Genomic DNA, 21,413 nt, shown 5'->3' on the forward strand with positions numbered 1-21,413 from the left:
ACATTCTTTTACCGCAACGCAAGGGATAGGACGTCACCGGTTTACCCACGAAAACCGGAAGGGTTCCCACGACGGGACCGGGACCTTGTCGATCGTGGCCGCCACGAAATGGCATTTGCGCGCAGTGGCCAGCGCGGTCCGGTCGAGGATGGGTTCGCCGCTCGAGCGGGCGACGCGCGCATCCGTCACCCAGCCATCGACGTTGATCAGCACCGCCAGGATGACATCGCCGGCGACCCGGCGCTCTTCGGCGAACCGCGGCAGCCGCGGGCGTTCGCAATTATCGGGATTGACGACGGCCCGCACCTTGACGGGGATGTGTCCGCCGCCACCGCCGCCGGCTCCCTCGCCCTGGTCGCCCGCCCCGGCGGTGCCGGTGCCGTCAGGCTTGCCGCCGGCCAGTTCCACCGGCAAGGGAATAGCGACGATGGTGGCCGCCACTTCCGTGCGCGGCACGACCTCGATGTCGCGCGGCGGCGGCGCGGCGGTTTCCCGTGCCGGCGGCCGGGGCTTGTTCTTGCGCCGCGGCGGCAGCGGGGGAGATGGAGGCGGCTCGACGACCTGCGGCGCGACGTTGGACAGCAGCATGACGGTGTACGGCGTCTGCGGAAGCACGATGCGATCGGCGGTCACGAAAACAAACAGGACCAGCGCGTGGAGGGCGGCGACGAAGGCAATCCGGGGCAGCGCGCGCCGCGGGCGATCGAATATGGTGTCAGTTGGCACGATAACCCTCTCAATTTATTCACGGGATGAATAAAATGCGACAACGGTTATCTATGGTATGGCAACAATGTCATGTTGCCAATGCGCTGGGCATGGCGTCGGTCTGAAGACCCCGGAAAACAAAAAGCCCACGGACCAGGCCGTGGGCTTTCTGAGTATTCGTGGTAGGCCGTGCTGGGCTCGAACCAGCGACCAACGGATTAAAAGTCCGCTGCTCTACCAACTGAGCTAACGACCCGAAGAGGCCGCATTATAGCGGCTCGGCCGCCGTCCGGCTAGCGTCCACGTCGGCCCGCGCGTACGGGCGGCGTCGCGGCGGTGATCGCGAAGCTGCCCAGGACGAAGGCGGCGGCAAACGTGGCGGCAAGCAGGGTCGACAAGGTACGCATGATGACTCCCGGCGAATGGCGAATGGCGGATGCGATGTTCGGTTTTCGTATTGACGCTACCAAGTATAAGTAGCCGGGGACGCTGATTGGTTGCTGAATGGCAACAAGATATTCTGAAGGGCAAAACAAAAACGCCAGCTCGTGAAAGCTGGCGTTTTCGCTGCATCTTGGTAGGCCGTGCTGGGCTCGAATCAGCGACCAACGGATTAGAAGTCGCTGGGTCGGCAAGGATAACCTTTATTAATCAATGACTTGCAACGCTTGCCAGATGCGATAACCAGTCAGCCAAAGGGGAGGGATGGTAACTTATCAGGAGGAACGTCACAAGTACGTCACATAGTGAGGCATGCATCCTTACGGCTGGACAGCAGGCGCTGTACACCGTGAATAATTGAGGACATTCCTCTAATCGGCCAGGCTCGACGCCTATCGAGCTCGGGCGGCGAACTCATGTGAATACCGCCTGTGCGGCCCATACTCTTGGGCGACAGCCGCAGACATTGCAAGCACGGACATCTGCTCAGCGGTCAAATCACAATGACGCTATCAATTTTGCCCCGCATTCGGTCACGTCTCCGTCATAGGCATAGGACTTGCCTTCATGTCGCGCACCTGCGCCATCAGGTTTGATTGCAAAGTTACCTTTACACTTTGGGCACTGTGTCATGTCTGACTGAAGTGCTGCGATCACACCCATCACAGTTGTGCCCGAGGATGCGCTGATGACCTGGCCACCGTGATCGGTTTTGTCGTTGAGGCGAATGACGCCACGTCCTTGATGTTTCATTTGTGAGTTCTATTTGTTTATTGCTGCAGCTCGAAATTTAAACGCGAGTGGCTTGCGGATGCAATCCCAATCTTTACTTGATTATATAAATCAAAAGATTTTGACCAATACCAGTGCATTGATCTTGAATTCAGACGTGAGACTAATAAGATGTGGTATAAATCGTTATCTGTTCAATTGTTGCTGATTCGCTTTTTCCATTTAGGTGTAAGTCGATCATGCTGCCGGGGCCAAATATCCCGCTAGGGAACTCGCAGCTTATTAATCCACAGCTCAGATTCCGACGAGTGTCGATGTTCGATTGAACCTCCAAAAATTTCGTTTCTTTATCAATTCCGAATCCATCTATTTCTAGATAGCCGGTGAAAGGGTGGCGAGCTAGCCAGTCAGTCTTTGGTGTGTTATCAGGCGTTCCATCAGGATATGGCGTTCTTGTTTCCGTAAGTAAACGCTCAGGAATGCTTAAATTAATAGTAATAGTGCTGACGCTAAGTTTATTTTCCCAGCTTGTAGATGCCGTGAGTCCTAAATCTTCCCATACACACCATTCGGTTCCGGTCTCGTCACAATGTGGCATTCTCTTAAGTATATTTTTCCATGTTGTTAACGGACGACCGAATTCTAGAAGTTTCCCGTCAAAAAAAATACTTGATTTCATTATAATTATTTCCGGTTTTGCGTATCTTTTCACACGCCGGGCGGGTGGAGGGACTTTTATAGCACCTGTCGCTAGCGCAGCTTGACGTTGGACTTCGTTCCACCGATCTAACATCGTAGGTCCTCTTTCTTTCGTGGAAGGTGATTGGCCAGAAGGTTCCACGCCTTTGGAAATGGTGGTGAACAAAGATAGCGCAAGTATTGATCCATTAAGGATTATTTTATTCATTTTTTAATTTGATTCTTTTCGTTGAAAAGCACGGTAAAATTCTTATTTATGTAATCCCAAGATTCTTGATTTGTTTTTTTTGCGCTGTTTATAGAGTCGAGAATTTCCTTTTTATGTGCTTTTTCGAGCGCCTCCCACTCTGTAGCGGACTCTCCCCGTTTCACCTCCTGCGGATGTCTTTTTGCCCAATCTGCTACTAATTTGTCTTGCCAATTCGTATCGAATGGATGAACCAGAAAGCCTCGAGCGATCAGTGCTGGATCGGCTGTTGCGTCTCCTTTCCACCAATGGGCAGCAACGGCTGATCCAACTTTTTTCACCGCTTCTTTCGCCAATTCGGCTGCTAGGGTATGGAATGGATGATTGTCATGGTCTTTTGCTAGTTGAGAATGTGTTGGATTTGTCGATCCGTTTGTATTAGGGTCGCCTGCGCGGACGATTTGTTGATCGTCAACGCTATTTCCAACAAGGTGAAGCAAGGTGCTGTAGACGAAGTTATAAATATTGGAGATCAATCCAACAGTGTAAAAAGGGATTGCTTCGATGTATTTAAATGCCGGTTTTTCTGCAAGCCAATCTCTTCCTCCTAGAAAATATTCATAGGCCTTCAATACGCGTGGATCACTATGCGCACGCAGTAAGATAAGTATGATTCGATCTGCTTTCGTGCGCTCACCAGGTTCGGTTGGTTTGAACTTCCATTCAACCTTGAATAATATATCTGCGATAGTTCCTGCTGTGCTGGCAATAACGTCATCAGAATCAAACATCCCAGTAACGACGGGAAGACTATGCTTCCCAGGTGCGGATGATGTCCATGGGAGAACATGAACGTGTCCCACTTTCCTTAAGCTAAGTTCGACAAAATTACTGTGCGCGAAGTAATCTTCAAGTACATGAAGTGCTGCGCCAAAGTGTCTGTATCCCTCCGGCCCTGGGCCAGCGGTTAGCGCCTTGTTTATCTCGCTAGACATGTATGCGGCGGAAGAATCGATATACCTCTTCATTGATTTTTGCGGATCTATCGAAGTATATTCTATGGAAGCTATCGGCTGGAAATCTTTGTCGATTGTATGCGGATCAGACGCGTTAGTGGAGTTGTTGGTTGGATTGTCGATATGTTCTACAGGACGGTACACTCCTAGCATGGAAGGAGTTACTTTGAAAATGTTTTTTGCTCTGGACTTTTGACAAATTCGACTTCGGCAAAAATGTCTACTAGCTCTGTTAGCTCTTGGCGAGAAAACGCTGCGGGAAAATTTCGTGGTGCTTCAGGCATTCGGACGATAGAAGGATCGAGTAATTGTGAGTAATCGCGCAACCAGTTTCCGAAGTAAATCTGCTTGATTATATTTTTTTCTTGAAAATGTATAGAGGCTTCAAATAAGGCATGCTCGATCGACTGATGGCCGAACGACGAAGTTGGTCGTTCTTGATTGTGTTCACCCATGCCTGCGCCAAAAAATTCGATATTGCCATTCTTGCCTTCGTTACGCTGTGCATCTTCGTTTTGGGATTTTTGTATGGCTTGCTGTACCGCGTGGTAATCGACTTTAAGTTCGCCGTTAAAAGTGGGGGAGCGATAACTTGCATATGGTGTGGAGCTGCTATTGCAAAAATCAAAAAAGGCAATGTTATAGGCGAATTTCGCACCCTCATCGCCTTCTGCGTCTGGCACAATTGCGGAAGTGCCGTCCGGATTTTTCTCAGCCAAATCGCTACGTAGTACTAAATCAATATAGTGGCCAAATTCATGTAGTAGCGCGGTCAGCAGTTCCCATGAGTCGTCGTTGCCCGCTGCAGCGCGATCAGCAGCCGCCCGATGTACCAGAATTTCACGTGTTTCGTTGTCGAATGAAGCCGGATAATGGCAACTCATCATTACCTTAACGGTCGGTTGTTTGAGTGAACCATTTTTCAGTCCTTCGTATAGCTTGATATAGGTTTCTGCAGGGATGTCGTAGCCAAATATAGGCGCCAAAAACATAACGAATTCGGCGTGTGTAAAGTTTTTTGCTACCTGCTTGATCTGATTAAATGCAAACGAACTTTCGAGGTGTCGATCGGTTTCTACAACTGCATTGGCGTTGGGAGCGAGCGAGAAAGCTTGTCTTTTCTTGTTAGGCTCAACAGCGACACTTTTCGAAGGCAAGGTCTCAAGATTGCCGTGGAAAAGAACAGGCGATGAAGTGAAGAACTGCGTTTGATCGCTAATTTCGAGCATGTGATTAGCGCCCTGCAGCCTCACCCCTTTCTTGCCCCTGATCGTCACCCAGTCCGACTCGCTCAAGAGCGCAAGCACCTTGTTGGCGATGATCTCCACGTCGTCCTCTTGCGCCTGTACGGACACCTTGCCGCCGGCGGCGATCAGCTTCATCCCAGCCTTGTGCACGAACAGCCGGAAGGTCTTGCCGATGCTTGCGAACAGTCCTTCAGTGCTAGCAATCGATAAACTTTTGCCACTGGTAATGGCCGTATGACGGCTGCTGGCGATGTGAGTGGACTGTGCAGAGCTCAGCTCGATACCTGCCGGACTGGCGACGACCAGATGTGGTTCGGCCAACTCTTTGAACTTTCCTGTGCCGCATCCCTGGATGCCTTGGCTCTGGGATTTAAGGTCCTTAACCGTATCGTCTTGCTGAAGTTCTTGCTTCTCCTGCGCGCCGTAGTGCTGTGCTAACCCGACCAGTTGTTCCTGTAAGTCCGCGGCGGTCGATAGCCGCTTAATCGTTTCGCCCATATCCTTGATATGGGATGCGGCGTTCGGCCGTGTTTCCGTCGTTATAAGCATGCCTTGGCTAGCACGCGCCACGCCCCAGGCATTGGTCGCGATTTCCCAGCCTTCGCCACGTGCATCTTTGCGCCCGCTAGTGTCTTCGATGCGCGTAATATGTCCAAGCGACAGCTGGCTGCACTGATGATCGCTCTTCAACTGCGCCTGGATCTTGCCTGGGGTGTCGTCCAGCACCAGATGGTTGCCACGCCCACTCGCTTCGCCCGCCCGCAGTTCGCGGCTGCGCAGACCACTCAGGGGCTGTTGCTCCGGCAGCTGCCACGGCGGCATGTGCGTGTAGTTGTACAGCACACCAAGGATCAGCGGATGGTCGATATTCCCGTTCACGAAGACCACGCCCACTTCCTCGCCGACCCGCGGCAGGCGAATAAGCCCGAACTCGACACCGGCGCCCGGCGACATTACGCGCAGCCAGGGCGAGCTGTTCTCGTCGTATTTGCCGAGCCGGTCCCAGTGGAACTGGACCTTGACCCGCCCATAGCCATCGGTATGGATCTCGGCGCCGGCCGGCCCGACCACGATGGCGGTCTGGATGCCGTGATAGGTGCACGGCTGGCTGTTGTAGTGACGGCCCGGGCGCCACTGGATATCCTTGCGCACGCAGTGAAACGAGTTCTCGTAGTTCGATGGCGCGCCCGGCCCGGCCTGGTAATTGTTGCTGGCTTCGTGGTCGACGGAGAGGATCAGGTAGTCGCGATCACGGATGCTGGGCTGGGCCGGCTCGCCGCGCTTGGGAACGCGCAGCTCGGCGCTGAAGTGGTCGGCAAGCTTGAAGCACCGGCCCGGCTGGGCGGTACGATCGTTGCCGCGGGCTTCGAAGCTCTGCGTGTTCGCGTCGCGCTCGCCCATGCGCCGCTGCGCGAGCTGTTCGCCCTCGTCACGGGTGCGGAAACCGTACGATCCGGTGTCTTCGTAGATTTCGTAGGGGAAGACGTCACCCTGGTTATTCAGGGACTCGGCGGTCGAGCGCTGCGCGACCGGGTTCTTGTAATCGAAGCTGGCCAGGGTCGTCTGGCCTGATCCGAGGCGACGCACGGGACTCCATTCGCGGATGCCGTCCTCTTCGAGCGAGCCCGCTTTGTCGCGGAACGGAATTTCGCCAGAATCGTCGATCCCGGTCGGATCGATGGGTTGCGCGAGCGTGCTCCTGTCGCTGAGCCAGAGCGTGTGCCCATCCGCCCGGTGCTCGTACCAGTAGTGCAGCCCGAGTTCCTCCCAGCGGCGGTGCAGGTGGTTGTAGTCGGTTTCGTCATACTGGTTCGCGCAGGTCATGCGCGGGTACTCAGCGACGATGACCGGATTCCAGTCGGCCTGGCGGTAGTGGGCAAAGGTCAGCTCGGTCAATTCGATGGCGCTCTTGCCGTGGAACGACCGGTTGTCCTTGCGCAGCTTGGCGAATGCCAGCCATGGCTCGAGGACCATGTGGTAGAACGCGAAGCCGCCGTCGGTGCGAAGGAAACGGAATTCAGTGACATAGCCGTTGAAGTAGCGCAGCGAGCCGTCTTTGCGCACGAGCGAGATCGTGACCATCCTGGCCATCATCGCCTTCAGCGGAATCTGCGCGTCGTCCGACAGGAGTTCGACCTCGAAGCGGAAGCACCGCGAGACTTCCTCGTGCGCCTTGAGCCGGTTCGGCAGGAGAATGCGATCCGGACCGTCGTTGTAGGGGAATTCCAGACGCATCAGGCGGTCGTGCTGCGCATCGTGACTGAACGCCGACAGCGCAGCTCCCGCCGCGATCGCTTGGCTTTCGCCCATGTGTTACCTCCGATGGGTTATCAGGTATCAGATTTTCCATCGGCTAAGGTAACCAACCGCTTTTCGGGAGACCTTGATTTTAAGTAATTAGGAACTGAGCTGTTGTCCCGATGGGCAGCGACATTGCAGCGAACTTTCGCCACGCATGCTGATTTTGCTCAGCTTGATTGATCTCAAGGCGAGCTGACGAGCGGGTTCTACATTTTTCCTTTGGTTGCCAGCAGGGGCAGCCGATCAGGTACGTGAACACGAAGGCCTCGCGCAATGCGCTGAAGCGGGCCAGCATAACGGACTTCCGCTGGCATGACCTACGGCACACCTGGGCCAGTTGGCGGATCCAAAACGGCACGCCGTTGTACGACGTGCAGGAGATGGGCGGCTGGAAGTCAGCCGCAATGGTGCGGCGGTACGCGCACTTGGCGCCGGCACACATGGCGCGGCACGCGGCGGTAGTAGACGGACTGCTGCGCGTCACAAGTACGGCACAGTATGTAGAAGAGCGGACTGCCGCAGATACAAAAAAAGGCGTCACGATCACTCGTAACGCCTTGATTTGATACCGCAAATTCGTGGTAGGCCGTGCTGGGCTCGAACCAGCGACCAACGGATTAAAAGTCCGCTGCTCTACCAACTGAGCTAACGACCCGAAGAAGGCACGCATTATAGCGGGCCGTTTTGATTTACGCCAGAGCTAACGTAAATCAGTGCGCCACGGTGGACTTCAGCACTTCCTCAGCCGTCGTCACGCCCTCGGCCACCTTGTAGGCACCGGCGATGCGCAGCGGCTTCATGCCGTCGGCCACGCTTTGCTGGCGCAGCGCGGCCAGGTCAGTCTTTTCCTGCAGCAGTTGCGAGAAGGTTTCCGTCACCGTGACGAGTTCGTACAGGCCCGTGCGGCCGCGGAATCCCGTGTGGCGGCATTCCGGGCAGCCGATCGGCCGGTACACGGTCGTCGGCTTCGGCAGGTTCCAGGTGCCGCCCAGGGCCTGCCAGACGTCGTCCGACAGTTCGCCGTCCGCGGCCTTGCAGTGCGGGCACAGCGTGCGCACCAGGCGCTGGGCCATGATGCCGATCAGCGTTGCTTCCAGCAGGTAGTAGGGCACGCCCAGTTCCAGCAGGCGCATGACGGCGGACGGGGCGTCGTTCGTGTGCAAGGTCGACAGCACGAGGTGGCCCGTCAGCGCGGCCTGGATCGCCATCTCGGCCGTCTCCAGGTCGCGGATCTCGCCGACCATGATGATGTCCGGGTCCTGCCGCATCAGCGCGCGCACGCCGTCGGCGAACGTCAGGTCGATGCCCGGCTGTACCTGCATCTGGTTGAACGACGCCTCGACCATCTCGATCGGATCTTCGACCGTGCACACGTTGACTTCGCTCGTGGCGAGCGCCTTCAGCGTGGTGTACAGCGTTGTCGTCTTGCCGGAGCCGGTCGGGCCCGTGACGAGGATGATGCCGTGCGCGCGCTGCGTCAGCGCATCCCAGCGCGCCGCGTCGTCCGGCGGGAAGCCCAGTTCCGGCAGCGTCTTGACGACGACTTCCGGGTCGAAGATGCGCATCACGAGTTTTTCGCCGAACGCCGTCGGCATCGTGGACAGGCGCAGCTCGACTTCCTGGCCGTCGTTCGTGCGCGTCTTGATGCGGCCGTCCTGCGGGCGGCGTTTCTCGATGACGTCCATGCGGCCCAGTAGCTTGATGCGGGCCGTCATGGCGATCATCACGACGGCCGGCACCTGGTACACCTGGTGCAGCACGCCGTCGATGCGGAAGCGGATCGCGCCGGCGTCGCGCTTCGGCTCCAGGTGGATGTCGGACGCGCGCTGTTCGAACGCGTAACTCCACAGCCAGTCGACGATGTTGACGATGTGCTGGTCGTTCGCGTCGACCTGCTTGTTCGTCTTGCCCAGCTCGACCAGTTGCTCGAAGTTGTTGCGCAGGGCGAGGTCCTGGCCGCTGGACTTGTTCGCGTCACGGATGGATTTCGCGAGGCTGAAGAATTGCGAGATGTATTGCGCGATGTCGAGCGGATTCGCGATCACGAGCTCGATGCGGCGGCGCGAGAGGCGCGCGATCTCGTCCTGCCATTCGGTGCGGAACGGATCGGCCGTCGCCACGACCAGCGTGCCCGGTCCCAGTTCCACCGGCAGGATATTAAAACGCGCCGCATAGCTGGCCGACATCACGTCCGCGACCTTGGTGAAATCGATCTTGAGCGGATCGATGCGGAAGAAGGGCAGGCCGACCTTGCCGGCGCACCATTCGCTGAGCACGTCCAGCGTGAGCAGTTTATGGGGAGCCTTTGCCGACACGATCTTGCACTGCGCGACCGCCGTCAACGGATGCATCGACCCGACCGCATTCTTGAGGAGGCTTTGCGCCTGGGCGAAGTGCGGCTTGACGGTCGATTTCTCGACGATGCCGTCGGCCAGCAACCACGAAAAAATGGTTTGCAGGTCGAGGGCTTTGGGCTTTTGCATGTCAGTTCGCGGCGGGAGCAAGCATGCCCTTGACCCAGGACTTGGCCGGCAGCTTCGTCGCCGCCACGATCTGCGCGGCACGTGCGGCGAGGCGGTCCTTGTCGAGATCCGGTTTCTTCTTGAAGCACAGCGCGACGACATTGCCGTCGTGGACCTCGGGCAGGCAGATCACGTGGGCGAACGCGAAGCGCATCGCCTTGATGTTCTTCGCGAAGCTGGGGTGGTCGCCGAACAGGTTGACGGTCATGACGCCGCGGTCCGTCAGGCAGGCGTCGCAGGCCCGGTAGAACTCGGGCGTGTCGAGCACGGGGCCGCGCGCGGTGGCGTCGTACAGGTCGCACTGCAGGGCATCGATCGTGTCGTGGTTGGCCTCGTCGAGCACGAAGTCCATCGCGTCCATCTCGCGCACGCGCAGGCGGTCGTCTTCCGGCGGCAGTTTGAACATCGAATGACAGATCGCGATCACGGAGGGATTCAGTTCCACCGCGGTTACCTGCGCCTGCGGGAACTGGCGATATGAGAACTTGGTCAAAGCCGCTGCGCCCAGGCCAAGCTGGACGATGGCGTGCGGGTCGTCGATGAACAGCATCCAGGCCATCATCTGCTGAGCGTACTCGAGTTCAGGCCAGTCCGGCTTGCGGATGCGCATGGCACCTTGCACCCATTCGGTACCGAAATGGAGGTAGCGCACACCGTCCTGCTCGGACAGGGTGACGGGCGCAAACTTGGGCTTGCGGGCGGGACGGCGCGACGATTCGGCCTGTTCGATGGATTTGCGTTTGATGAGCATAGGATGAGCGAAAGAAGCATCCTATTATCGGCGGGAAGGAATCCGCAGCGCAAGAAGCGCCGCGGATGGCAGCAGAAGCTGCGGAGGAAGCCGACGGCTCGGGGAAGGGGGCGGTCCCCCGCGCCGGAAGATGTGTTACTGGTATTGATCCGGTTCGACCGACACGCGCAGGCGCACACGGTTGCCCGGGTCGCGGTTCATGACCGTCGTGTAGGTGTGGCCGCGGTAATCGTAGGTCACGTCGTAGCCGTTCGTGCGCTCCTGGATGGAGTCGACGGTACGGCAGCGCTGCACGGCCTGTTCCTGCACTTGCGGACCGTAGTTGCGGCCATTGTTGTCGACGTTGTCGCCGACCATGCCGCCCGCGATCGCACCGGCGGCAGCGGCAGCCACTCTACCGTTGCCGCCGCCCACCTGGCTGCCCAGCAGGGCGCCGGCGATACCGCCGATAACGGTGCCCGCCTGGCTGCGCTGTTGCGGCACCTGGGCCTGCACGTAATCGGTACGGCATTCCTGGCGCGGCGTACGCACCTGCTCGATGCGCGGCTGGACGCGCGTCACGCGGCCGAAGTCCTCGAAATCGCCGGCCTGTGCCTGGGCCAGCGGCAGGGCGCACACGCCCAGGGCGGAGAGAATCAGTTTGGCTTTGACGTTCATGCTCATACCTCGTTTTGGTGGTGCTGCTGATCTGTTGGTATCGAAAGGCGTTTCGCCCACCACTGAATCTTAGCGCTGGTTGGCCCGTGTTTCCGATCCGTGTGGCAACAAAATGTAACAGCAGGTATACGCGCCAAAACGCCCGGTTCAGAGGAGAAAAGCGTGGAAAAAGCGCCAACAATGGATGAAAAAACTCGTCTTTTTTTACAAATATGAGCGACTCGTCCATATTCGGGTTGATTCGCTTACCACAAAACGTTACCCTTAGGAGACTTAGGGTTTTATTGGCGCGTGGAAATCAGACCAGGAGAAAGCGAACAACCCCGCCGCTTCCGCAAACCACCGCGCGCTGGAGCAGCAGAACCAGACTGGGTGACTTGAGGAAAAAATGAGTTTGTTGATGAGAGTACCGCCGAATCTTGTGCAGTCCATCCGCGCTTACCGTGCACCGGAGCTGCAGAAGGAGGCGATGCGCCTTGGTCATCATTTTCTCTATGCCCTGTGCACGAATGCGCTGACGAAGCAGCAGGTCTGTGCCCGCATCGGCGAGCAATTCTTTTTCCCCAAACCCTGCAGCAAGAATTTCGACGCGCTGCGCAACTGTCTCACCGAAGTCATCGCCGAGGCCGGACCGCAGCCCGGCTTCATTGCCGTGCTGGATCAATTGCCGAATACACAAAAATTCGACAAGGAAGCACGCGAAACCCTGCTCGACGTCTTCCGCGACGCGGCCGAGTTCTGGGCCGAGAAAAAAGTTCCGTTCCGCGTATTTTATTCCTTCGAAGAGCCACAATCGCCCCAACCTGTGGGGTGGGTGGGCCCCCACGCCTTCAAGTAAGCGCGGCGTTGCCGTCATTTCCTTCCTTGGGTCCGCCCATCGGCTCGGGTTACAATGCGCGCTTATGAAAAATATCGTGATCCTTATTTCTGGCCGCGGCAGCAACATGGAAGCCATCGTGCGCGCGCAGCAGGCCGAAGCCTGGCCAGCCCGTATCGCCGCCGTGATCAGCAATAAGCCGGACGCCAAGGGCCTGGCATTTGCCGCGTCCCACGGCATTCCGACCGCCGTCGTCCCCAACAAGGAATTCCCGACCCGCGAAGCGTTCGACGCCGCCCTGCAGGAAACGATCGACCGGTTCAATCCGGATCTCGTCGTGCTGGCCGGCTTCATGCGCATCCTGACGGCGCCGTTCGTCGAGCACTACGCGGGCCGCATGCTGAACATCCACCCGTCGCTGCTGCCGCTGTTCCCCGGACTGCACACGCACCGGCAGGCGCTGGACGCGGGCGTGGCGGAACACGGCGCGACCGTGCATTTCGTCACCGCCGAGCTGGACCACGGTCCGGCCGTGATCCAGGCGCGCATCCCCGTGCTGCCGGGCGATACGGAAGACAGCCTGGCCGAACGCCTGCTGGCCGAGGAACACGTCATATATCCGAAAGCGGTGCGCCTGTTCATCGAAGACAGGCTCAGCATCGAAAACGGCGATGTCCGGATCGCCGTGACTCCCTGAATCCACCAAGGAACACCCATGAGATTGCCACCCGCGATACTCGGCAATGCTGAAGAGGTATTGCGCGAGATCCTGCGCTTCACTGCGCCCGCCGACGTCACTCTGTCGCGCTACTTCAAGGACCATCCCCGCCTCGGCGGACGCGAACGCGGCGCCATCGCCGAATGCGTCTATGCCGTCCTGCGTCATAAATCGTTCTTCACCGATTTCGCCGGTACCGGCGCGTCGATGCGCCGCCTCACGGTGCTCGGCATGGCCGAAGCCATCGGCGCCGATTCGCTGGGCGGCCTGTCGGAAGACGAAATGGCCGTGCTGACGCGCATCAAGGAGATCGACCGTTCGCTGCTGCCGCCGAAGAAGCTGGCGAACCTTCCCGACTGGCTGTACGACAAATTCGTCGCCCAGTACGGCGAGGAAGAGACGCTGGCGCTGGCCGCCGTGCTGAACACGCCGGCGCCGCTGGACCTGCGCGTGAACTCGCTGAAGACCGACCGCGACAAGGTCATCGCCGAACTGGCGACGGCACCGATCGCCGCCGAACCGACGCCGTACTCGGCGCTGGGCCTGCGCATCTGGAAGAAGCCGACGCTGCAGAACCTGCCGCTGTTCAAGGAAGGCGCGATCGAAGTGCAGGACGAGGGCAGCCAGGTGCTGGCCCAGCTGCTGGGCGCGCGCCGCGGCGAGATGGTCGTCGACTTTTGCGCCGGTGCCGGCGGCAAGACGCTGGCCATCGGCGCCATCATGCGCAGCACGGGCCGGCTGTACGCGTTCGACGTGTCGGAAAAGCGCCTGACCAAGCTGAAGCCGAGGCTGGCGCGCAGCGGACTGTCGAACGTGCATCCGGTCGTCATCGCGCACGAACGTGACGCCAAAGTGAAGCGTTTGGCCGGCAAGATCGACCGCGTGCTCGTCGACGCGCCGTGCTCCGGCATGGGCACCCTGCGCCGCAATCCGGACGTGAAATGGCGTCAGCAGCCGCAAGATATCGTCGAATTGACGGAAAAACAGGCATCGATCCTGGACGGCGCCGCGCGCCTCGTGAAATTCGGCGGCCGCCTCGTCTACGCGACCTGCAGCCTGCTGGACGAAGAAAACACGGGCATCGTGCAGGGCTTCCTCGCCACGCACCCGGATTTCGAGCTGGTGCCGATGCACAAGGTCCTGGCCGAGCAGCGCATCCCGCTTGAGATGGGCGATTACCTCAAGATGCTGCCGCACAAGCACGGTACGGACGGCTTCTTCGCCGCCGTGCTGGAGCGCAAGGCCGCGCCCGCCAAGGCCGCTGCCGACGAGCCCGACGAAGACGCTGCTTCGGAGTAATTGGGGCCGATGCCGCTGACCAACCTGATCGACGACCTGTTGGATGACCTGAGCCGCCCCGGCATGCCGTGGCAGGTCGGGTCCATCGTCGCTTCGATCCTGTTCGGCTGGCTCAGCGCGCAACTGGTCCGCGTATGGTGGCGCCGCCGCCGCGGCGAGGACGGCAGCCTGCTGCACACGGGCGTGGAAAGTTTTACGCGCGTCGTGGCGCCGCTGCTCGTCGTCGGGTTGCTGTACCTGGCGCAGGTGGTGCTAACCAAAACCCACTTCCACACGAACATCGTCAAGGTGGCGATCCCCGTGTTCTGGTCGCTGGCCGCCATCCGCCTCGTGTTTTACCTGCTGCGCCGCGTGTTCGCGCGCCGCGGACAGCTGGGGCAGACGCTCGTCACGTTCGAAAAGATCTTCGCGCTCGTCGCATGGCTCGCGGTGGCGTTGTACATCACGGGCCTGTGGCCGGATATCTTCGATTTCCTCGACAGCTACAAGATCCAGTTCGGTCCGAAAAAATCCAGCAGCGTCACCCTGGCCGACATCGCGCAGGCCGTCGCGTCCGTCGTCGTGATGCTGATGCTGGCCCTGTGGGCCGGCGCCGCGCTGGAAGAGCGGCTGATGGGCGTGCACGCGCTGCACAGCTCGCTGCGGGTGGCGCTGGCGCGTCTGGGCCGCGCGCTGATGATCGTCGGCGCCGTGCTGCTGAGCCTGAACCTGGTCGGCATCGATTTGACCGTGCTGTCCGTGTTCGGCGGCGCCCTGGGCGTCGGCCTCGGTCTCGGCATGCAGAGAATCGCCAGCAACTACGTGTCCGGCTTCATCATCCTGCTCGAACGGAGCCTGTCCATCGGCGACATGATCACGGTCAGCACGTTCACGGGAAAGGTCACCCAGATCAACACGCGCTACACCGTGTTGCAGGGCCTGGACGGCGTCGAGACCGTGTTGCCGAACGAGTTACTCATTTCCGGCCCCGTGCAGAACCAGTCGCTGACGACGCGCAGGGTGCGCGCGTCGACGAAGATCACGGTTGCCTACGGTTCCGACCTGGAGCAGGTGATGCCGTTGCTGGTGGCGCAGGCCGTCGGCACGCCGCGCGTGCTGGAAGATCCGGCGCCCGGCATTTCGCTGTCGCGCTTCGGTCCGGACGGCTACGAGCTCGACCTGGGTTTCTGGATCGCGGATCCGGAGAACGGGCAGGGCGGTGTCGTTTCGGAAATCAATAAAAAGGTGTATGCCCTGGTGCAGTCTGGTACCGTCAAACTGGGCTTTCCATCTGTTGATACCCGCCTCCTCGACTCCCATATAGCATCGGTTGTGGCGCGGATCACGCAGCCGGCGCAGAATTCTTAGCCGGGTGCGCGTCGATTGCGTCACGGCGTGCCGTGCGGCACCGGTTACGCGTAAAATGCATCTTTGCGTCATGCACGAAAGCGTGACACTCTTGTCATAGTGACTGTTTCATAGAAAGAACAGCATCCTCTCATCCTTAGTGGAGTATCGATGAATTTTCTCAGCAACATCCTGCACGCCGTGCTGTCCTTCCTGGATGGCGGTCTGTTCGACCTGTCGGTCTGGCAGATGGTCGTGTATACGCTGGTCGTCACGCACATCACGATCGCCGGCGTGACGATTTACCTGCACCGCCACCAGGCGCACCGCGCGCTGGACCTGCACCCGATCGTGAGTCACTTCTTCCGCTTCTGGCTGTGGCTGACCACGGGCCAGGTAACCAAGGAATGGGCTGCGGTGCACCGCAAGCACCATGCCAAGTGCGAGACGGTGGACGACCCGCATAGCCCGGTGACGCGCGGCATCAAGGAAGTGTTGCTGCGTGGCGCGGAGCTGTATCGCGCCGAAACGAAGAACCAGGAAACGCTGGACAAGTACGGCCACGGCTGCCCGAACGACTGGATGGAGAACAACCTGTACACGAAGTACAGCTGGCTGGGCGTGTCGATGCTGCTGCCGCTGAGCGTCGCGCTGTTCGGCGTCGCCGGCATTACGATCTGGGCCGTGCAGATGCTGTGGATCCCGATCACGGCGGCCGGCATCATCAACGGCATCGGCCACTACTGGGGCTACCGCAACTACGACTGCAATGATGCGGCCCGGAACATCATGCCGTGGGGCATCCTCATCGGTGGTGAAGAGCTGCACAACAACCACCACACGTTCGCCACGTCGGCCAAGCTGTCGAGCAAGTGGTACGAGTTCGACATCGGCTGGGCCTACATCCGCATGATGGAAACGGTGGGCCTGGCCAAGGTCAAGAAGACGATTCCGAAGCCGAAACTGCAAAAGAACAAGCTGGAAGCCGACTTCGACACCCTGCAGGCCGTCATCGCCAACCGCTACGACGTGATGGCGAAATATGCCAAGTCCGTCAAGTACGCGTTCCGCGAAGAAGTGGAACACCTGAAGCAAAAGGCCGAGCTGGAATCCCGCTTCCTGAAGAGCTCGCGCAAGCTGATGCAGCGCGAACCGGCCAAGCTGCAGGCGCCGCAACAGGCCCAGCTGGTCGAACTGTTCCAGCACAGCAAAGCCTTGGAAACGATGCACCAGATGCGCGTGGAACTGGGCGCGATCTGGGAGCGCTCGCACTCGACCCGCGACCAGCTGCTGCACCAGCTGCAGGACTGGTGCACCCGCGCCGAAGCGTCGGGCATCAAGGCGCTGCAAGAGTTTTCGATGCGCCTGCGCAGCTATGCGTAAGCAGGCATGACATGGCCGGCATGGCCGGCCCATGACGAACACCCCTCGTGCAGGGGTGTTTTCTTTTCCGGGGCCCGATCGGCGGCAGTGCCTGAAATGGCTGGTGCATCGAACGGCGCGCGCGTATGATCGCCGAAAGGGAGGGTATCGGCGTCAATCGGGCGTGTCCTGCCAAGTCCGGAGAACCTGTCATGATAGAACGTCAACGCCGTTCAGACGAAGCGACCGCAAACGCCGTCGCGCGCGGCCTGAATATCCTTTATGTCCGTAACGCGGACCTCGCCCAACGCTACATGGAACACAAACACGTTCCACTCCAGGTGATCCACCGGGTACTGACCCGCCCTGACTTGCGCCGCCGGCTCAGCCCGGAGCAATCGATTTCGGAAGCCATCACGCCTTCGCCGCCGGACGAGTCCGGGCGATAGGCGGCGCCCGCACTAGGTGGCGTGCTGTCCAGACTCGGGCGACAGCAGCTCGGCGTCGGCGCCTTCCCGCGCGGTGGCATGTTCGGCCCGCATGCTGTCGTCGATCGACTGGCGCTCCTCGGCGGCCAGCTCGGGCGGATCCAGCATGTCCGCCAGCATGGCGGCGAGTTCAGGCGTGTCCCACGGGGTGCCGCTGCGTTCCTTGATGTGGATATAGTGCCGGATTTCGCTGTCCTGCTCGGACGTGAGCGGCAATCCGCGAAAGGTATTGGAAGGTCTGGATTCTTTCATGATGCTCTCGATTCATATCCCGTTTCCGGGCCTGGCCCGAGGGCGCTCTATGCGCGTCATCGAGATGGCATGGGGCGGTGCTGGTGATCATTCGACTCTACGCGCATCCGTCGCGGGCGGGCGCACGGCAGTTCGGCGTGACGATCAGCGGCAGAACGCTACCGGCGGATAGCCGCAAGCGATCATCGTTCCGACGTCCGGATTTGCCAGGTAATCCAGGTGCGCCGTCACCGGGTTTTCGATCAAGCCCAGCCACGTGCTGTCGTTCGACACGAGCACGTCGGCGACAGCCACGTCCGGCGCCGCGTAGCGGGCGGGCAGCAGGCGGTAGGACAGCAAATCGTTCGGATCGGTGAAGGCGACGACGGCCAGGCGCTGCAGGGTGTCCGCGCGGCGGTTGGGCTGGCGCCGGCGCAGTTCCAGGAAGCGCTGCAAGGCGTCGGCCACCCGCATGTCCTGCGTGGCGATCGCCCGCTGTGCCGCCGCCGACTGCTCGGCCAGGCCCAGGATGGGCAACTGGTTGCCGGCCATGAACAGCAGTCCCAGCCGGCGCGCCGCCTGCTGGCCCAGCGCCCGCGTCTGCGGTTGCCACGATTCCAGCATGGCGCTCAGGGCGTCGAACAGCATCTTGCTGCCCAGGCTTTCCGCGACGACGACGAGCGGTGCCTCGCTGTCGGGATCCTGCTCGAGCACCTGCGCGATCGTCCGCACCATCGCATCGCGGATCGCGACGTGGCTTTCGCCCTGGTAGATGACGGTGTCGGACAGGCAATCGTTCAGCAGGTTGTCCTTGACGTAGCCGTTCAGCGAGGCGCGCTTCGGCTTGCAGGCGCCGGCCGCGGTGCAATCCGTCGGCTTGCCCGTCATGTCGACGTCGAGCTGGTGCTTCAGGCCGGCCGTCAGCGGCGACCACACGAGGGCGTGGAAGCGGACCGTGCCGCCGGCGAGCCTGCGCGTGCGCTCGACGACTTCCACGCGCGGCGCCGCCGTGGTGCTGGCAGGTGCCGGCGCGTGCGCTTCGACGATGCCCGTGATGCGGTCGATCTGGCGCTCGGCCCAGGCCGTGTCGTGGGTGCACATGCCGTGGACGAGGAGCACATCGACGGGGCGCGTGCCGGCTTCCGCAACGCTGCTGGCAATGCCGGGAAAGGTCGCGCTGCCATGCACGACGACGGGAGGGCGGTAGGGCGTGGAGCAGGCGGCGAGGCCGGCAAGGGCGGCCAGGGCAGGCAGGAGCGACAGTCGGGTAGGCCACAGATGGTGCCACATAAGGCGATTCTCCAGCGAAGGTGGACGATCGACTATAACGACGCGGGAGAGTGGATCAAATGACCCCAATCAATGGCACAGAAAAACAAAAAAGCCGCACACGGTGAAGTGGGCGGCTTTCTTTGAAAGGAACCAGATTACTTGATCTTGGTTTCTTTGTAGACCACGTGCTTGCGAGCTTTCGGGTCGAATTTGGTGATTTCCATCTTCGCCGGCATCGTGCGCTTGTTCTTGGTCGTGGTGTAGAAGTGACCGGTACCTGCGGTCGATTCCAGTTTGATCTTGTCGCGGCCAGTTTTTGCCATGATGACTCCCTAATTAGATTTTCTCGCCGCGGGCGCGCATATCGGCCAGCACAGCGTCGATGCCGAGCTTGTCGATGACGCGCAGGCCGGCGTTCGAAATACGCAGGGAGACCCAGCGGTTTTCGGATTCTACGAAGATGCGGCGGTTCTGCAGGTTCGGCAGAAAACGACGCTTGGTTTTGTTGTTGGCGTGGGAGACGTTGTTGCCAACCATCGGACCCTTGCCAGTAACTTGGCAAACACGTGCCATAGCGCACTCCTTGAATAAACTTCCACAATCGGAAAAACGAGAGTATAGCTCGAAAACCGTCGAGTAATCAACAACTTGCGGAAAAAAATTGTTAATCGATAAATCGACGAAATTTAACAATCGTGAAGTTTCGCAATGTTTGCTTCGTAAGGGCTTGTTTACACACTGTTATTCGCGCGTCCGACGTGTGCAACGAGCGCCCGCAGGGCGGCCGTGATCGGCGCCGCGAAGCGTGGTTCCGACGCAATCCGGTCCGGATCGACGCGGGAGCCGATGACGGGAATGCGCAGGCAGGCGTCGAGGACGAGGTCGGCCGACATCGTGCGCAGCGTCTCTTTCAGCGCCTCGTCGGCATGAAACGATTGATACGACGGATTCAGCACGGCGACCGGCTTCCCCGCGAACGGCGCGTGGTTCACGACCCAGTCCAGCGTGTTCTTGATGGTGCCCGTGACGCCGTGCGCATACTCGGGGCTGGCGATGAGGAGGGCGTCGGCCGCCGTGATCGCCTCCTGCAGGGCCAGCACGCCGGCAGGGATCTCGGTGCGCTCGGGACTGAACAGCGGGAAATCCAGGTGGTGTTCGAAGAGGTGGACGGCGACACCGTCGGGCGCGAGGTCGCGGCAGGCGCGCAGCAGGCCGCCGCTCATCGAACGGGTGCGCTGGCTGCCGCAGAGGGCGAGGATACGGATGGGCATGAGAGCATCTTAGCTCAGATGAGCTCAGATGAGCTCAGATCTGCCCATGCTCCGCGAAGGAATGGATGAGCGGCCCGGCCACGATGAAATGGTCGAGCACGCGGATGTCCACGAGACTGAGCGCCTTGACCAGGGCGCCCGTGAGGCGCAGGTCGGCCTCGCTCGGCTCCGGCACGCCGGACGGGTGATTGTGCGCGAGGATCACGCTGGCCGCGTTGTAGTCCAGCGCCTCGATGACGACTTCGCGCGGATACACGCTGGTCTGCGTGAGCGTGCCGCGGAACAGTTCACGGTCGGCGATCAGGCGGTTCTTGACGTCCAGGAACAGCACGACGAACGATTCGTGGCGCTGGCCGCCCAGCTTCATGCGCAGGTAGCGCTTGACGAGCTCGGGCGAGCCGAACGCCTCTCCCGCCTGCAATTGTTCGGCGATGGCGCGGCGGGCCAGTTCCATCACGGCCTGCAATTGCGCATATTTCGCCATGCCGAGGCCGTGCACCTCGGTACAATCGTCCAGCGTCGCGCCGAACAGGCCGTGCAGCGAGCCGAAGTGTTGCAGGATGTCGCGGCCCAACTCGACCGCGCTCTTGCCGCGCACGCCCACGCGCAGCAGCAGCGCCAGCAGTTCCGGATCCGACAACGCCTGCGCGCCCTCGCGCACGAGCCGTTCGCGCGGCCGGGTCTGCTCCGGCCAGTCTTCGATTCCCATCCGACCCTCCATGCAAGATCGTGCATTATTCGCGCGACGGGAACAGGGTGGTTTGGGCATGCGCAAGCCCGTGATCGTAACGTTTTTGCAAGTGCAACAGATCGGCGACAGAAATCGCACCGGCTGAGGCGGGACGGGCACAGGTGGCTTACAATAGCGATTTGCACGTCAACCGAACACGCAACAATGTCCTCCACTAACGCTCCCGTCGTCACCGAATCGTCGTACCTGACCCTCCATTACCGTCTTGCCACCGCCGACGGCAAGGACATCGTCACGACCTTCGGCAGCACCCCGGCCACCCTGCTGCTGGGCCAGGGCCAGCTCGCCCCGTTCCTGGAGCAGCGTCTGCTCGGCCTGGCCGAAGGCACGCACACGACGTTCGACCTGACCGCCGCTGAAGGATTCGGGGAGCGCAATCCCGACCTGATCCAGGTCGTGACGAAAAAGACCCTGGACGAGAACTCGGAACCGGATGCCGATTACCAGGTCGGCGACCTCGTCGACTTCCGCGCGCCGGGCGGCGGCCGCTTTGCCGGCGTGCTGCGCGAGATGCGCGCCACCGACGCCGTGTTCGACTTCAACCACCCGCTGGCCGGCCAGCCGCTGAAGTTCGAAGTCCAGCTGATTTCCGTACTCTGACCCCAGCCATCACCGAA

Annotated in this window: 22 protein-coding genes and 2 tRNA genes; 8 read left to right on the forward strand and 16 right to left on the reverse strand. The window is 60.1% G+C overall.

The features are described 5' to 3' along the window. Positions 1–33: 33 nt before the first annotated feature. The 6 genes from ACL58G_RS10345 to tssI all read right to left on the reverse strand — a co-directional run bounded on the left by ACL58G_RS10345 (position 34) and on the right by tssI (position 7,340). Positions 34–726, reverse strand: coding sequence for an energy transducer TonB (locus ACL58G_RS10345; RefSeq protein ID WP_440966695.1), 693 nt, complete (start codon positions 724–726; stop codon positions 34–36). A gap of 162 nt (positions 727–888) precedes the next feature. Beyond that, positions 889–964, reverse strand: a tRNA-Lys gene (locus tag ACL58G_RS10350). Positions 965–1,647: 683 nt separating this feature from the next. Then, a complete protein-coding gene (locus ACL58G_RS10355) occupies positions 1,648–1,902 on the reverse strand; it encodes a PAAR domain-containing protein (protein WP_413337052.1) in 255 nt (84 codons plus the stop codon). Positions 1,903–2,044: 142 nt separating this feature from the next. Then, positions 2,045–2,788, reverse strand: coding sequence for a DUF7738 domain-containing protein (locus ACL58G_RS10360; RefSeq protein WP_440966697.1), 744 nt, complete (start codon positions 2,786–2,788; stop codon positions 2,045–2,047). Beyond that, positions 2,785–3,936, reverse strand: coding sequence for an HET-C-related protein (locus ACL58G_RS10365; protein ID WP_440966698.1), 1,152 nt, complete (start codon positions 3,934–3,936; stop codon positions 2,785–2,787). The genes ACL58G_RS10360 and ACL58G_RS10365 overlap by 4 nt, the downstream gene beginning before the upstream one ends. Positions 3,937–3,944: 8 nt before the next feature. Beyond that, positions 3,945–7,340, reverse strand: a complete 3,396-nt coding sequence (gene tssI, locus ACL58G_RS10370) for a type VI secretion system tip protein TssI/VgrG (protein WP_440966700.1) — start codon at positions 7,338–7,340, stop codon at positions 3,945–3,947. A gap of 242 nt (positions 7,341–7,582) precedes the next feature. Here tssI and ACL58G_RS10375 point away from each other — a divergent pair, with 242 nt between their 5' ends. Further along, positions 7,583–7,897 (forward strand): tyrosine-type recombinase/integrase, encoded by a 315-nt coding sequence (locus ACL58G_RS10375; RefSeq protein WP_413337050.1) that lies wholly within the window; start codon positions 7,583–7,585, stop codon positions 7,895–7,897. Positions 7,898–7,910: 13 nt separating this feature from the next. Here the strand turns inward: ACL58G_RS10375 and ACL58G_RS10380 are convergent. The 4 genes from ACL58G_RS10380 to ACL58G_RS10395 form a co-directional block, all read right to left on the reverse strand. Then, positions 7,911–7,986 (reverse strand) — tRNA-Lys (locus tag ACL58G_RS10380). Between the two features lie 55 nt (positions 7,987–8,041). Beyond that, on the reverse strand, positions 8,042–9,814 hold the full coding sequence (locus ACL58G_RS10385; protein ID WP_440966702.1) for a GspE/PulE family protein: 1,773 nt from the start codon (positions 9,812–9,814) through the stop codon (positions 8,042–8,044). 1 nt (position 9,815) lies between these two features. Further along, positions 9,816–10,604 carry a spermidine synthase gene (locus tag ACL58G_RS10390; RefSeq protein ID WP_440966704.1) on the reverse strand — a complete coding sequence of 263 codons (789 nt, stop codon included), beginning with the start codon at positions 10,602–10,604 and terminating at the stop codon, positions 9,816–9,818. Positions 10,605–10,739: 135 nt separating this feature from the next. After that, positions 10,740–11,261: a glycine zipper 2TM domain-containing protein gene (locus ACL58G_RS10395; RefSeq protein WP_413337047.1), complete on the reverse strand. Its 522-nt coding sequence runs from the start codon at positions 11,259–11,261 to the stop codon at positions 10,740–10,742. Positions 11,262–11,649: 388 nt separating this feature from the next. On the opposite strand from ACL58G_RS10395, the gene ACL58G_RS10400 reads away from it, so the two are divergent. From ACL58G_RS10400 to ACL58G_RS10425, 6 genes are all read left to right on the forward strand, one after another. Further along, positions 11,650–12,099: a barstar family protein gene (locus ACL58G_RS10400; protein WP_049809485.1), complete on the forward strand. Its 450-nt coding sequence runs from the start codon at positions 11,650–11,652 to the stop codon at positions 12,097–12,099. A gap of 64 nt (positions 12,100–12,163) precedes the next feature. Continuing rightward, entirely contained in the window at positions 12,164–12,775 is a 612-nt protein-coding gene (purN, locus tag ACL58G_RS10405) for a phosphoribosylglycinamide formyltransferase (RefSeq protein ID WP_440966705.1), read from the forward strand. Positions 12,776–12,793: 18 nt separating this feature from the next. Next, on the forward strand, positions 12,794–14,095 hold the full coding sequence (locus ACL58G_RS10410) for an RsmB/NOP family class I SAM-dependent RNA methyltransferase (RefSeq protein ID WP_440966707.1): 1,302 nt from the start codon (positions 12,794–12,796) through the stop codon (positions 14,093–14,095). A 9-nt stretch (positions 14,096–14,104) separates the two neighbouring features. After that, a complete protein-coding gene (locus tag ACL58G_RS10415) occupies positions 14,105–15,442 on the forward strand; it encodes a mechanosensitive ion channel family protein (RefSeq protein WP_440966709.1) in 1,338 nt (445 codons plus the stop codon). 150 nt (positions 15,443–15,592) lie between these two features. After that, on the forward strand, positions 15,593–16,804 hold the full coding sequence (locus ACL58G_RS10420) for a DesA family fatty acid desaturase (RefSeq protein ID WP_413383111.1): 1,212 nt from the start codon (positions 15,593–15,595) through the stop codon (positions 16,802–16,804). Between the two features lie 191 nt (positions 16,805–16,995). After that, positions 16,996–17,232, forward strand: a complete 237-nt coding sequence (locus ACL58G_RS10425; RefSeq protein WP_082577219.1) for a hypothetical protein — start codon at positions 16,996–16,998, stop codon at positions 17,230–17,232. A gap of 12 nt (positions 17,233–17,244) precedes the next feature. On the opposite strand, the gene ACL58G_RS10430 is transcribed toward ACL58G_RS10425, so the two are convergent. The 6 genes from ACL58G_RS10430 to radC form a co-directional block, all read right to left on the reverse strand. Next, positions 17,245–17,523, reverse strand: a complete 279-nt coding sequence (locus tag ACL58G_RS10430; RefSeq protein WP_440966711.1) for a hypothetical protein — start codon at positions 17,521–17,523, stop codon at positions 17,245–17,247. A gap of 144 nt (positions 17,524–17,667) precedes the next feature. Next, the gene (locus ACL58G_RS10435) at positions 17,668–18,792 is read right to left on the reverse strand and encodes a hypothetical protein (protein WP_440966712.1); all 1,125 of its coding nucleotides are present in this window, start codon (positions 18,790–18,792) and stop codon (positions 17,668–17,670) included. A 137-nt stretch (positions 18,793–18,929) separates the two neighbouring features. Beyond that, a complete protein-coding gene (gene rpmG, locus ACL58G_RS10440) occupies positions 18,930–19,097 on the reverse strand; it encodes a 50S ribosomal protein L33 (protein ID WP_029755886.1) in 168 nt (55 codons plus the stop codon). Between the two features lie 13 nt (positions 19,098–19,110). Then, positions 19,111–19,347, reverse strand: a complete 237-nt coding sequence (gene rpmB / locus ACL58G_RS10445; protein ID WP_025511730.1) for a 50S ribosomal protein L28 — start codon at positions 19,345–19,347, stop codon at positions 19,111–19,113. A 158-nt stretch (positions 19,348–19,505) separates the two neighbouring features. After that, positions 19,506–20,045 (reverse strand): NADPH-dependent FMN reductase, encoded by a 540-nt coding sequence (locus ACL58G_RS10450; protein WP_440966714.1) that lies wholly within the window; start codon positions 20,043–20,045, stop codon positions 19,506–19,508. 34 nt (positions 20,046–20,079) lie between these two features. Further along, the gene (gene radC, locus ACL58G_RS10455; RefSeq protein ID WP_440966715.1) at positions 20,080–20,754 is read right to left on the reverse strand and encodes a RadC family protein; all 675 of its coding nucleotides are present in this window, start codon (positions 20,752–20,754) and stop codon (positions 20,080–20,082) included. A gap of 186 nt (positions 20,755–20,940) precedes the next feature. On the opposite strand from radC, the gene ACL58G_RS10460 reads away from it, so the two are divergent. After that, the gene (locus tag ACL58G_RS10460; RefSeq protein ID WP_440966717.1) at positions 20,941–21,396 is read left to right on the forward strand and encodes an FKBP-type peptidyl-prolyl cis-trans isomerase; all 456 of its coding nucleotides are present in this window, start codon (positions 20,941–20,943) and stop codon (positions 21,394–21,396) included. The last annotated feature ends 17 nt before the right edge of the window (positions 21,397–21,413 follow it).

The organism is Massilia sp. GER05 (genome assembly GCF_052056005.1).
GTDB classification, from domain to species: Bacteria; Pseudomonadota; Gammaproteobacteria; order Burkholderiales; family Burkholderiaceae_D; genus Telluria; species Telluria orientalis.